Annotated in this window: 12 protein-coding genes; 6 read left to right on the forward strand and 6 right to left on the reverse strand. The window is 34.8% G+C overall.

Going from position 1 to position 13,834, the window contains the following annotated elements; translation table 11 throughout:
* Positions 1 to 12: 12 nt before the first annotated feature.
* The 6 genes from ACQUQZ_RS12060 to ACQUQZ_RS12085 form a co-directional block, all read right to left on the reverse strand.
* Complete coding sequence (locus tag ACQUQZ_RS12060) at positions 13 to 810, reverse strand: cupin domain-containing protein (protein ID WP_435355186.1); 798 nt, start codon at positions 808 to 810, stop codon at positions 13 to 15.
* A 23-nt stretch (positions 811 to 833) separates the two neighbouring features.
* Positions 834 to 2,585, reverse strand: a complete 1,752-nt coding sequence (locus tag ACQUQZ_RS12065) for a glycoside hydrolase family 9 protein (RefSeq protein WP_435355187.1) — start codon at positions 2,583 to 2,585, stop codon at positions 834 to 836.
* A 7-nt stretch (positions 2,586 to 2,592) separates the two neighbouring features.
* Positions 2,593 to 3,003, reverse strand: a complete 411-nt coding sequence (locus tag ACQUQZ_RS12070; RefSeq protein ID WP_435355188.1) for a Dabb family protein — start codon at positions 3,001 to 3,003, stop codon at positions 2,593 to 2,595.
* 108 nt (positions 3,004 to 3,111) lie between these two features.
* Positions 3,112 to 4,098 (reverse strand): aldo/keto reductase, encoded by a 987-nt coding sequence (locus ACQUQZ_RS12075; protein WP_435355189.1) that lies wholly within the window; start codon positions 4,096 to 4,098, stop codon positions 3,112 to 3,114.
* Between the two features lie 109 nt (positions 4,099 to 4,207).
* Positions 4,208 to 5,212, reverse strand: coding sequence for an L-glyceraldehyde 3-phosphate reductase (gene mgrA, locus ACQUQZ_RS12080; RefSeq protein WP_435355190.1), 1,005 nt, complete (start codon positions 5,210 to 5,212; stop codon positions 4,208 to 4,210).
* A 154-nt stretch (positions 5,213 to 5,366) separates the two neighbouring features.
* The gene (locus ACQUQZ_RS12085) at positions 5,367 to 6,521 is read right to left on the reverse strand and encodes a LacI family DNA-binding transcriptional regulator (protein ID WP_435355191.1); all 1,155 of its coding nucleotides are present in this window, start codon (positions 6,519 to 6,521) and stop codon (positions 5,367 to 5,369) included.
* Positions 6,522 to 7,164: 643 nt separating this feature from the next.
* Between ACQUQZ_RS12085 and ACQUQZ_RS12090 the strand changes: the two genes are divergently transcribed.
* The 6 genes from ACQUQZ_RS12090 (at position 7,165) to ACQUQZ_RS12115 (ending at position 13,831) form a co-directional block, all read left to right on the forward strand.
* Positions 7,165 to 8,520 carry a putative oxidoreductase C-terminal domain-containing protein gene (locus ACQUQZ_RS12090; protein WP_435355192.1) on the forward strand — a complete coding sequence of 452 codons (1,356 nt, stop codon included), beginning with the start codon at positions 7,165 to 7,167 and terminating at the stop codon, positions 8,518 to 8,520.
* 2 nt (positions 8,521 to 8,522) lie between these two features.
* Entirely contained in the window at positions 8,523 to 9,416 is an 894-nt protein-coding gene (locus ACQUQZ_RS12095) for a PmoA family protein (RefSeq protein WP_435355193.1), read from the forward strand.
* Positions 9,417 to 9,448: 32 nt separating this feature from the next.
* Entirely contained in the window at positions 9,449 to 10,828 is a 1,380-nt protein-coding gene (locus ACQUQZ_RS12100) for a Gfo/Idh/MocA family protein (RefSeq protein ID WP_435355194.1), read from the forward strand.
* 99 nt (positions 10,829 to 10,927) lie between these two features.
* On the forward strand, positions 10,928 to 12,088 hold the full coding sequence (locus ACQUQZ_RS12105; protein WP_435355195.1) for a Gfo/Idh/MocA family protein: 1,161 nt from the start codon (positions 10,928 to 10,930) through the stop codon (positions 12,086 to 12,088).
* Positions 12,089 to 12,237: 149 nt separating this feature from the next.
* Complete coding sequence (uxuA, locus tag ACQUQZ_RS12110; RefSeq protein WP_435355196.1) at positions 12,238 to 13,434, forward strand: mannonate dehydratase; 1,197 nt, start codon at positions 12,238 to 12,240, stop codon at positions 13,432 to 13,434.
* Between the two features lies 1 nt (position 13,435).
* Positions 13,436 to 13,831 (forward strand): VOC family protein, encoded by a 396-nt coding sequence (locus tag ACQUQZ_RS12115; RefSeq protein ID WP_435355197.1) that lies wholly within the window; start codon positions 13,436 to 13,438, stop codon positions 13,829 to 13,831.
* Positions 13,832 to 13,834: the final 3 nt, after the last annotated feature.

Genomic DNA, 13,834 nt, shown 5'->3' on the forward strand with positions numbered 1-13,834 from the left:
AACTTAAAAACCTTACTCAAACTGAAAAGCAAAATAGGTACAAGTGCCTTTCCCTACATTTCTAAGTCCATGCCAATCATTTGATTGTAAAAAAACAATATCACCAACTTTTGAGTCATGCCATACGCCATTGATAGTTTCTTGTGCTTTGCTATCTTTTTCATCATTTTGACTATTTATCAAAAAGATAATCTCAGCAGCTTTGTGCTGATGAGCCTCATGACTCATTAATCCTTCATTGAGCGTTGTGACATGCATTTCAAAACGTTTACACATACTTGTTGGACGATTATAAAAATCTCTTCTACCACCTTTATCATGTGGTTTAAAACTTATTTCGTCCCAATTTAGCATCAAAGAGCCTCCTGCTTTTTTACCTCTTTCAATATCTACTGGCTCGATAGAATTGTATTGAAAAACATAGTATGTCGTGTTTTTATCACTTAGGTTTATAGTTTCACGCATATCTCCCGACATAATTAAGGCAATTCCACCAGGTTTTATAACCTTAGTTTTCCCTTCGATAGTAACAGTCAATTCACCTTCCTTTACAATGATTAATTCTTCATTTTCTTGGGTATAAGCAGCAGGCCTCATTCGCCCTTTCGGTAAAAGAGTACTTGCATGAACTTTACAAAGCTTAAAATGAGGAGTGGTACCTTCTAAAATTTGACGTGCTTCACCTTGCGGTCTTTTTTCGGCAGTTAAATCGTCCCATTTATATACTTTAGATTCGATAAGTTTGCCTTGCGAATAGGCTACGCTTTGAATCAGAAAAAATAAAAAAATGAATAGTTCAAGGTTTTTCATAGGAATAGTGGGTTGAATATGATCTAAAATTTTTGCTGCAATGCTTCTATAGCAGCTGCTAAATACACCATTGGAGCATTCCAATTGATGGCTATTTCGTTGGTTGAATAGGAACAAGTAACATCTAAAAACGATTCATCAGCAATTTTGCTTGGATAGCCTTCACATTTATCTTGTTGACCAGGATTAGGCCCACCAGAAAGGAGTCCAGGAACAGGTTCCATAATTCCATCAGCTTCAGAAGGACGATGATGAGGAAACATCACTTGTTTGCTTCCAAAACCAGTTAAAAAACAATATCCTGTGGCATTTCTTCCTAAAATATAATCCAAGTTGCCTAACGCACCATTTAGGTATTTTTTATCGGAATTGTAACGATATACTTGTAAAAGTGCAATTCCTTGATTGGCTGCATGCGAACTACTTCCCCACATATAATCTTTTGCAGATTTTCCCATCACTGAGTTAAACGCTTGATTTTCAACACCTTTTAGTAATTCATCTCCAAAAACCTGAAGACGATTTTTTAAATTTGGCAAATCCTTTTTACCTAATTCTGTAAGGTCATTTTCACTTCTTAAGAGTGAATAATAAGCCAACATTTGAACCTGATTCCAACTTGGTAATAGTAAGCTGGTTGGTGGAAATAAATTTACAGCTTTATAATAAGTTTCATCTTTTGTTGTGATGTAAAGCTCTGTGGCCGCCCAAATCCATTCGTCACTATCATTTCTGTCTTCATATCCTCCAGTAACAATATCAGGGTCAAAAAGCTTATTCATTTCATTTTGGCGATAAACACTTGTAGGATTTGCTTTTGCCCAACTCCACGCTTTGATCGAAGCATTTAAACAAGAGTCTGCTAAAGAAGGAAGTTCTTTTTTATAACTTCGTAGGATTCGACTTGCTTGAGCCATTACAGCAGCAAAGTCTAATGTTGCAATCGTATTTTTTTGAATAACATATCGAGGTTTGATGGCTACATCAGGCATGACCATTCCATCAAATGAAGGATTGGTAAGTTTATGATAAACTCCTCCATCATTAGGGTCTTGCATGGTCAGCATCCAGCGTAAATTCCATAGAGTTTCATCCAATAAATCAGGAATCTTGTTTTTACTTTCTGGAATATTTGCTTCAAAAGTCTTAAAAAAGTTAGGGTAATCTTCATAAAGCGAAAGCAAAGTCGCAACTGTAATTCCAGAGTTTACAATATATTTGTTGTAATCACCTGCATCGTACCAACCTTTTGGTGAAGAAATAAGCGTTCCTTCTGGGCGTTTTTCCGTGGCTGCTGAAGCATGAATCAATACTTTATCGTCAGGGTGTCCTGCCTTTCGGTGCCATTTTCCAGCATATTTTTCTGGTAATTCGGTTGAAGCTCTTTGGTAATAAAAACCTTTTAAAGCTGCAATTGCTGCTTCACGATGAATAGCTGATTTGATCTCAAATGAATACGAAACACCTATTTTAGGAATGGCAAGAAAATATTTCCCAAATTTATTTAAGTTTGAAAAATCAGCAATTTGTGTTGTTTTTTGAGAAATGGCATTGACTCGCTGTTCTGAAAACTTGCCTCTAAAAACTGTATCTTTTTTTGAAGCAGACAAAACATAAAAAGACTCTTGCTTCTCTCCAACCCAAACAGCTATTTTTTGAGCATTTGGATAAAAACCAATTTGATTAAGCCGAATATTTGCATTTTGACAAAAAGTCAAAGAAATATTCGTTAGAAAAAAAGTTATAGTTAAGGTTAATGGGTTGAATAGTTTCATTGAAATGCTATTTACGTACTGGGCCAATTGAATCATAAACAATCACTTTTTCCCATAGATGAGAATAATCTTCAACAAATTTTAAGTGAATTGGATGTTTTTGATAAATTTCTTCTTCTTCTAAATTATCAAAGAAGCAAAGCCATGATACAGCATATCCACGCTCAATAACTGATCGATTGGTTGACGCTGGTGAACCAATATGCACCATTCTGATGGTTGGTACTTTTGATAATTTCTCCAAACCTTCCAATAATTTTGCTTTATCAGCTTCACTATTTGGATTTTTTAACCAAAAATAAACGTGATGAACAAAAAGTTCTTTTGCAACACTGGCTTCGGCAGTCGAAAAAGTAGCTGTTGCAGCAGTAACTAATGAGACATTTTTTACAAAATTTCTACGAGAAAGATTTTTCATTTTTTTAATTTTACTTCTATAAAAGCAAAAGAATTAATTTAATTGAAATTGATACATTATTGAATTGAACATCTTGAGTACATCAATCAAAATTCGACCTTTTAGTGATCACCACAATTGATGTACTGATTTTTTAATGTATGTCTTATAAATAGAATCAATCTTAACAAGTTGATCTTCGCTCAAATCAGGAAAACTGAGTGATTCTAAATTTGCGGTTACTTGTTCGGGACGAGATGCTCCAGGAATAATTGTACTTACGGCCTCATGTTGTAAAATCCAACGTAAAGCGATTGGTGCTAAATTATCATTTTGAGGAAAAAGTTTTTTTAACTCCTCTACCGCAGATAATCCTGTTTCATAATCAATGCCTGAGAAAGTTTCACCTTTATCAAACATTTCTCCATTTCGATTAAAATTTCTGTGGTCACCTGCAGTGAATGTCGATTGCTTTGAAAATTTCCCTGTTAATAATCCACTTGCCAAAGGCACACGAACAATAATTCCTACATTTTTCTTCTGAGCTTGCTCGAAAAATAACTCGGCAGGACGCTGGCGAAACATATTAAAGATAATTTGAACACTTGTTACATTATTATATTCAATACCTTTGAGTGCTTCTTCAACTTTTTCAACACTAATACCCAAATTCAAAACCTTGCCTTCTTCTTTCAATCTATCAAACAATTCAAAAATCTCGGGCCGATAATAAACTTCTGTTGGCGGACAATGCAACTGAATTAAATCTAATGTCTCAAGCCCCATATTTTTAAGACTATTTTCTACAAACTTCCTTAAAACGGATGGTTGATAGGCTTCATTTACGTGAGGATTGAGTTGACGACCGCATTTGGTTGCAACAAATATTCTTTCTGAGCGAGATTTAACAAATCTACCAACTGCTTTTTCACTTTCGCCATCACCGTAAACATCAGCCGTATCAATAAAATTAATGCCTGAATCTACGGCAGCATTTAATATTTTTTCAGCTGTTAAATGACTGAAATCATCGCCCCATTTGCCGCCTACTTGCCAAGTTCCAAGACTGATTTCAGAAATTTCAAAGCCTGTTTTTCCTAATTTTCTATAATTCATATTTTTAAGGTATCAGGGCTTAGATTTTAGGAATTAGGTTGATTGAATTATAAATTTTGTTTGTTTTAGAATTTATTTCCTTTTTGGCCTAATTCCTAACTCCTAAACTCTATTTCAAAATCTCTTCAATTTTTGTTAATTCTTCTGGCGAAAAATCTTTGTTATTCAAACACTCCAATGAATCAAGCAATTGAGAAGTTCGACTTGCTCCAATCAATACTGACGTTACTCGTTGGTCTTTGAGCAACCAAGCCAAAGCCATTTGTGCCAAAGTTTGTCCACGTTCAACTGCTAAATCATTTAAACTTTGAATTTTTGCAATCACTTCTGGCGTAATTGCACTTTCTTGCAAAAATCCATGTGCAAGAGCTGCACGAGATCCTTCAGGAATTCCCTTCAAGTATTTATTTGTCAAAAGTCCTTGTGCCAAAGGCGAAAATGGAATACACCCAATACCTTCATTTCCCAATACATCAAGCAGGCTGCCAACAGGGGTATTTCCTTCAACCCATCGTTCAAACATTGAATATTTTGGCTGATGAATTAAACATGGCGTTCCTAGATCTTTCAAGATTTTAGTAGCTTTTACTGTGTCTTCGGCTGAATAATTGGAGATTCCCACATAAAGAGCTTTTCCTTGACGAACAATGCTATCTAAAGCACCCATCGTTTCTTCTAAAGGTGTTTCTGGGTCAGGTCTATGCGAATAGAAAATATCAACGTAATCAAGTCCAATACGTTTGAGACTTTGATCGCAACTTGCTATTACATATTTTCTTGAACCCCATTCACCATAAGGGCCAGGCCACATCAAATAACCAGCTTTAGAAGAAATAATTAGTTCATCTCGATATTGTGCAAAGTCTTTCTTAAAAATAACACCAAAATTTTCTTCGGCCGAGCCTGGAGGCGGGCCATAATTATTGGCTAAGTCGAAATGGGTAATACCTTTGTCAAATGCAGTCCGTAGAATATCTCGGTAATTTTCAAAAACATCAACTCCTCCAAAGTTGTGCCATAATCCGAGAGAAATGGCTGGCAATTTTAATCCACTTTTGCCACATCGGCGGTATTCCATACTATCATAACGAGCAGGATTTGCAAGATAGGTCATTAGGTTTTATTTTAAGGTTGTTTACTAAAAAATACGCTTGAATTAATTGTTGTGAACTAAGGCACAAGTTAAATCAAATAAATTTAGGAATAATGAAAATATTGGAATTGAATACAAATTTGCTAAAAAAGTATTAGAGATAGTTAACAAAATTTTATTGATTTTTTAAAGATGATTGCCGCACAATCAATTGACCAGTAATCGTTTTTGTAAATGGCTGAAACGTATCTCGATTAATTATATTATCAATCAAAATTGTTGCTGCTTCTTGTCCAATCATGTATGGAAATTGATTAAAAACTGTCAAAGATGGCTCAATCAGCGAAGCCAATAAATCATCTCCAAAAGCAACTAAAGCAATTTCATTTGGAATTTTTATACCTTTTTGTTTTAAAGCTACCGTCATTTCAATTGCATTTCCATAATGAACACTAAATATACCATCTGGTTTTTGAGGTAAATCTAACCAACCTGTCAGTGCTGTAAGCGAATCCTCTTCTTTAAAACTACTATGAAAAATCAATTCTTTATCAATTGGAATGTCATATTTTTCTAATGCTGCTTTATAACCATTTAATCTTTTTTGACTAATCAATAAATCTTCTGGACCAGCACATGCAGCAATTCTTCTACACCCTTGTTGAATCAAATGTTCAACTAAGGCAAAACTTCCTGCAAAATCTTCTTGAATCACTTTAGCTGTATCCACTTCATCACAAACCCTATCAAAATGTACAATTGGCATACCTTTTTTGAGTTGTAATTTTATGTGTTCAAAACTATTGGTTTCTTTTGAATGACTTATTAATAATCCATCGACTCTACTGGCAACCAATGCTTGTACATTTAATGTTTCAGTATGATGTGATTCATTTGATTGACAAATCATTACTCGATAACCTGCCTCAGAAACCACCTTTTGGATTCCTGCTACAACTCCAGCAAAAAATGGTCTTTGTATATCTGGAATTACAACCCCGATCGTATGTGTCTCGCCTTTATGCAAACTTTGAGCAAGAAAATTTGGGCGATAATCCATTTCGTTGGCTACCCTAAGAATTTCTGTACGTGTAAATTCATTAATTTCTGAACTGTTATTCAATGCACGAGAAACAGTAGATGGAGAAACACCCAAGGTTTTGGCAATATCAACAATCGTTGTTTGATGTTGCTTTTTGCTAACTTGTTCATTGGCTGCATTGACAGAAAAATGCAATTCACACGATTTACAGAATAGCCTTTGTTTGCCCCGAACAAAGCCCGAGCGAACAATATTATCAACTTTACCACATTTGACACAAGCAACCATAAAATTTGTATTATTCTAATAATAAACGTTAAATCAATAAAACATATAGAACTTTCATACAAATATTCATTATTTATACAATTTCCATAAAAAACATTATTATTACAAGTTAATCTAGTAAAATTTAATCTATCGGAAACGTTTCCGAAAACGCATCCGATAGATTAAATTCATTTTTTTTGAAATTTAGTTGATAATTGCATTTAAATATTCATCTAATATGTACTATATTCAAATAAGTATTAAAAAAACAATCAAAAACATTCGGCAATAAAATGTAAAAACCAAAAAATATTGCTTCGACAATTGTACTTTTTTAATATTACACTTACGTCTCCACAGCTACAAACTTTTACAAAACCTATAATTTATTTGAGTCGCTTACTACTACTATTAAACTATGATGTTACAAAAGGTCAGTTGTGCTAAAACATGACTGGCCTTATTCATTAAACTCGATAGATTTACTTTTATAAAAGTTATCAAAACTCAATGCTAAAATTTAAACCACCTATTAAATCATCACTATAGTTTAATAATAAAATAATCGCTTTTTTTGATATATTTTTAACCAAAATAGAAAAATACTTTTAAAAAGTAGAAATATTTTTAGAACTTAGATGATAAAATAAGCTAATATAAAATGACAAGAAAATATTTTACAATGCTATTGATGTCAATGAACTCAATAGTTTATGCACAAAACAAACCAGTGAAATTTATTACTCTTGACCCTGGTCATTTCCATGCCGCTTTAGTACAAAATAAAACGTATGCTAATGTTGAATCAGTGGTAAATGTTTACGCTCCAGCAGGGCAAGATTTACAAGACCATCTCAAACGAATTGAGAGTTATAATACAAGAGCAAAAAATCCAACTCAATGGCAGGAGCAAGTTTATCAAGGCAATGATTTCTTTGAAAAAATGATTGCCGAAAATAAGGGTGAAACTGCAAAAAATAGCGTATTGATTTTAGCAGGAAATAATCAAAAGAAAACAGAATATATTCTAAAGGCAGCCGAATCGGGTATGCACATTTTGGGAGATAAACCCATGTGTATTGATGCAAAAGGTTATGCTTTATTGAAAAAAGCTTTTGAAGCGGCTAAGAAAAATAATGTTTTACTCTATGATATTATGACAGAACGCTCAGAAATTACCACCGTTTTGCAAAAAGAATTATCACAAACACCTGCCATTTTTGGTAAATTAGAAAAGGGAACAACGGCGAATCCAGCAATATTTACTGAAAGTGTACATTATTTCTATAAATATGTGTCGGGGAGTCCGCTTAAACGTCCTACTTGGTTTATGGATGTTTCTCAACAAGGCGAAGGAATTGCCGATGTAATGGTTCATTTAGTTGACTTAGCTCAATGGATTACTTTCCCGAATGTTACATTGGCAAACAAAGATGTTATAATAAACTCGGCTAAACGCTGGCCAACCACCATGACTCTCAGTCAATTTTCTACCATAACGGGTGAAAAAAAATTCCCTGCCTTTTTATCAAAAGATTTAAAAAATGATACTACGATTAATGTATTTGCCAATGGAGAAATCAACTATAGCATGAAAGGCGTTCATACAAAATTACGTGCCTTGTGGAATTATAGCACTCCTGAAGGTGGTGATACACATTATTCAGTTATCAGAGGCTCGAAAGCAAATATCGAAATCAGACAAGGAAAGGAAGAAAAATTTGTACCTCAACTTTATATAAAACCAGTAAATCTATCAGAAAGTGAGTTAAATCAATCTTTTGATGGCCTTAAAGCAAAATACCCAGGTATTAGCTTAATAAAACATGGGAGCGAATGGTTGGTTGAAATTCCAGCATTGTACCGTACTGGTCATGAAGCACATTTTGGTGAAGTAATGGAGCGTTTCTTGAATTATCAAGCTAAAAATCAGTTACCAGAGTGGGAAGTTCCCAATATGCTTGTAAAATATTATATCACCACCAAAGCCTTAGAAATGGCGAAATCAAAGCATTAATTATGAAAATTAAATTAGTCTTTATCTTAGTTTTAGGTATTTTTAGTCTCAAATCTTTTGGACAAACTAAAATTATCGCCCAAAAATTTCACTCAAAAATTGATATTAGTATCAATAATAATCTTTTTACGAGTTATATTTTTTCTGAAGATGAAAAATATCCATTCTTTTTTCCTGTGAATGGGCCTTCTAATTCAAGCGTGACCTCCATGAGAAATGGAAATTATCCGCATCATAGTTCATTGTTTTTTGGTTGTGACAAGGTAAATGGAGGAAATTATTGGCAAGAAGGACTAGAAAGAGGACAAATTATTTCATTAAGAGCGGATATTATTGAATCTGGGGCTGATAAAGTTGTGATTGAAGATGAATGTATTTGGCGAAGACCAAATGCCAATGCTCCAATTAAAGATTTTCGTAAAATTACCATTACTGCACCGTCGAAAGAACTTTTTCAAATTGATTTTGACATTTCGATGGAAATGTTGATGGATGTCCAAATTGAAAAAACCAATCACTCACTTTTTAGTGGTAGAATGGATGCTGACCTTGCTGTCATTAACGGGGGAACAATGATTAATGCCAACGGAGATAAAGGCGAAAAAGAAACTTTTGGAAAAAAATCTTCTTGGATAGACTTTTATGGCAAAAGAGGTGACAAAATTGAAGGAATGGCTATTTTTCAGCACCCATCCAACGAGTGGTATCCATCGCCGTGGTTCACTCGTGACTATGGTTTCTTTTCACCTACCCCAATGTATTGGCCTCAAAATGACAAAGAAACAAGTTTAAAAAAAGGGCAAACAATCAAATTAAAATACCGAGTACTTGTACATTCGGGCGATGTTGTTTCAGCTAAAATTGCTGAACAATTTGAAAAGTATAAATCAGAATAAAAAAGCATCATTCAAACCTATCTAATATAAAAATGGAACGTAGAAAATTTTTAGGGCAAACACTCACGGGCGTAGTGGCTGCTACAATTGGCATTCCAACAATTGTACCTTCATCAGTATTCGGTAAAAATGCACCAAGTAATAAAATTAATATTGGACAAATTGGTTGCGGTCGCATTGGTAGAGACCATGATATGGTTGGTACGATGCAACATGATGCAGCACGAATGATGGCTGTTTGCGATTTAGACAGCAATCGTTTGAAGGATGGAAAATTATTGGTTGAAAGTTATTACAAGAAAAAAACTGGGAAGGATAATTATGTAGATGTTAAAATGTATGATGATTATCGTGAAATGCTCCTCAATAAAGATATTGATGCGGTAATCATTAGTACACCTGATTTTTGGCATGCTCAACCCGCAATCGAGGCTGCACTGGCAGGCAAAGATATTTACTTACAAAAACCAACATCACTTACTATCGCTGAAGGGCGAATACTGAGTGATGTCATTAAAAAAACCGGAAAAATACTCCAAGTTGGCACACAACAACGTTCATCACCTCAATTCAGGATTGCAGCCGAATTGGTAAGAAATGGTCGAATTGGCAAGTTACATACTGTAAAAGTTGGACTTCCAGGCGATCCTTCTGGCCCATCTGCTCCTGCCATGCCTGTACCTAAAGGTTTTAACTATAATATGTGGTTAGGTTCAACACCTGAAGTTCCTTATACCGAAATTGGGGTTCATCCACAAGTTGGCTATGGCCGACCTGGCTGGTTGAGAGTCGAACAATTTGGAGCAGGAATGATTACAGGCTGGGGACAGCACCATTTTGATTCGGCAGCTTGGGGAATGGATACCGAATATACTGGTCCAACTTCAGTTCAAGCAGTTGCAGAATTTCCAAAATCAGGCTTGTGGAATGTTCATGGGGATTTTATGGTAAAAGCAGATTATGCCAATGGCGTAACCATGTACACCAGCGGAGGCTTTCCGAATGGAATTCGCTATGAAGGAACAGAAGGCTGGATTTTTGTATCAAGAGGTGACTATGTTGCTTCAGCAAGTGACCCAGTTTCAAAGGCCAAGAGTAGTAAAGCATTAGATGCAAGTGACCCAAAAATCCTTGAATCAGTTATCGGTGAAAACGAAATTCATTTATACAAAAGTGATGAACAGCATGGCAATTGGTTAGATTGTATTCAAAGCAGAAAAGAACCCATTTCTCCAGTAGAAATTGGTCATCGAGCTTGTAGTGTTTGCTTAATTAGCCATATTGCCATGAAATTGCCTCGTAAACTAACTTGGAATCCAACTACTGAGCGTTTTGTGGGTGATGATGAGGCTAATGCCATGCTTTCTCGTCCTCAGAGAGCTCCTTATGGTACAAATTATATTAAAATGTAAAACTTAGATTCAAGATATGAGATACAAGATTGGAGAAAAGTAAAAAAACTTACACTATCTCGTGATCTTATATCTCGAATCTCATATCTTTCCTTAAAAATGGATAATAATAATAGAAGAAACTTCCTCAAAAAAACAAGCTCTGCTGCTGCTGGCTTGATGGCAATACCAATGTTCCAAAACCTTGAATTTGGGCATTTAAAAACTGAAAAAGTTATCGCTACAAAACAGCCAATCTATGAAAATCCACGTATTCGTTTTTCAGTGATAGGCATGAATCATGACCATATTAATAGCCAAGTCAGAGCAGTAAAAAAAGGGGGTGGAGAGCTAGTTTCTTATTTTGCCAAAGAGGCTGACTTAATCGCCAAGTTTGCTAAAAATTTTCCAGAGGCTAAATTAGCAAAAGATGAGAATGAAATCTTAGAAGATAAATCTATTCAACTTGTTTTAAGTTCGGCAATTGCATCGGAAAGAGCTCCTTTGGGCATTCGAGTAATGAAATCAGGTAAAGATTTTATGTCTGATAAACCAGGTATAACTACACTCGAACAGCTCGCCGAAGTTCGTAAAGTACAAAAAGCTACAGGTAGAATTTATTCAATCATGTACAGCGAACGCTTTGAAAATAAGGCAACTGTAAAAGCTGGTGAATTAGTAAAGGCTGGTGCAATTGGCAATGTCATTCAAACAATTGGACTTGGACCTCATCGCATGAACACTAAAACAAGACCAGAATGGTTCTTTGATAGAGATTTGTTTGGTGGTATTATTACTGATATTGCTTCACACCAATTTGACCAGTATCTTTATTTTACAGGATCAAAGCAAGCAACTGTGGTTGCGTCTCAAATTGGAAATGTACATCATCCAGAATTTCCTAAATTTGAGGATTTTGGTGACGCCATGCTTCGTGGTGATGGCGGAATGGGCTACATCCGTGTCGATTGGTTTACTCCTGATGGCTTAAAAACTTGGGGCGATGGTAGATTAACAATATTAGGTACAGAAGGCTTTATAGAAATTCGTAAAAATATTGATATTGGAGGCCGTGAAGGCGGAAGTCATTTATTTTTAACTGATAATAAAGAAACCAAATATTTTGATTGTTCAGCTCAAAACTTGCCTTATGGGCCTCAATTAGTAGATGATATCCTAAATAGAACCGAAACTGCTATGACTCAAGAGCATTGTTTCTTAGCAACAGAACTTGCGTTGAAAGCACAAAAGAATGCACAAAGAATAACACTAAATAAATGACGATTTTTGAATGACGAATGAAGATTCATGAATAAAAACTCATTAAATTAATTATCAGCACATTAATTTTTTTTGCTATTAATCATTCAAAATTCGTCATTCATAACTCTTCATTCGTCATTCCAAATTCTAAATTCCAAATTAAAAAAATGACTCACACGATGCGTTGGTTTGGGCCAAACGACCCAGTTTCTTTAATGGATATTCGTCAAGCAGGCTGTACGGGAGTTGTTTCGGCACTTCACCAAATTCCTGTTGGAGAAATCTGGACTGTAGAAGCCATCAAAGAAAGAATTCAAATAATAGAAAAAGATAATAATAAATATTCTCCGCTAAAATGGTTGGTGGTTGAAAGTTTACCCGTGCATGAAGACATCAAAAAAGGTCTTTCAAGTTGTGAGTATTTTATTGAAAACTATAAACAATCATTGCAAAATTTAGCAATCTGTGGCATAAAAACCGTATGTTATAATTTTATGCCTGTTTTAGATTGGTCACGTACCAACTTAAATTATGAAATGCCCGATGGTTCAAAAGCACTAAGATTTGTTTGGGAAGATTTTGCAATTTTTGATTTGTATATTCTTAAACGTCCAAATGCCGAGAAAGATTATGAAATAGAACTGCGAGAATCGGCAAAAAATAAATTTGAATCAATGAGTGCAGAGGAAATAGAAACACTCAAAAACACAGCACTTTTAGGTCTTCCTGGTTCGGAAGAAGCTTTTAATCTAAGCACTTTTCAAGGATTATTAGATAATTATGCGAATATTGGAGATGCTGAACTTAGAGCAAATTTGTACTATTTTATCCAACAAGTTGCTCCATTCGCTCAAGAAATTGGCATTAATCTTTGCATTCATCCCGACGATCCGCCTAAATCTTTATTGGGTTTGCCAAGAGTTGTAAGTACAGAAAATGATTTAGCCCAATTAATGCAAGCTTGTGATATTGTTGCTAATGGTATCACCTTTTGTACAGGTTCTTTAGGAGTACGTGAAGACAATGATTTGTCCAAGATAATCAAAAGGTTTGGTGAACGTATTCACTTTATTCATTTAAGAACAACTAAAAGAGAAGAAAATCCATTAAACTTCCATGAAGCAGCACATCTTGCGGGTGATGTTGATATGTACGAAGTCGTAAAAGCCATCTTACAAGAGCAAAATCATAGAAAAAATACAGGAAAAGGTGATATTTCAATTCCAATGCGACCAGATCATGGCCACCAAATGTTGGATGATTTGAATAAAAAAACATATCCTGGATATTCTGCTATCGGACGTTTGAAAGGTTTAGCAGAATTAAGAGGTTTACAAATGTCTATTGAAAGAAATCTACAATAAAATGAATCAGAGCATCGCCCACATTGCATTGGTAGTAGAAGATTATGATGAAGCTATTGACTTTTACACCAAAAAACTGCATTTCAATTTGATTGAAGACACCATTTTAAGTTCAACCAAACGTTGGGTTTTAGTTGCCCCAAAAAACTCAAAAGAAACGTCTCTTTTATTGGCAAAAGCGGTAGGTGACGAACAAAAAAACAGAATCGGCAATCAGACTGGTGGCCGAGTTTTTCTATTTTTATATACAGATGATTTTTGGAGAGATTATAATGATATGCTAACTAAAGGCATCCATTTTGTTCGTCAGCCTGTTGAAGAAATTTATGGAACTGTTGCAGTTTTTGAAGATTTATATGGTAATCAGTGGGATTTATTAGAAAAAAGAGTCAAATAATTT

The organism is Emticicia sp. SJ17W-69 (assembly GCF_051209875.1).
Classification (GTDB): domain Bacteria; phylum Bacteroidota; class Bacteroidia; order Cytophagales; family Spirosomataceae; genus Emticicia.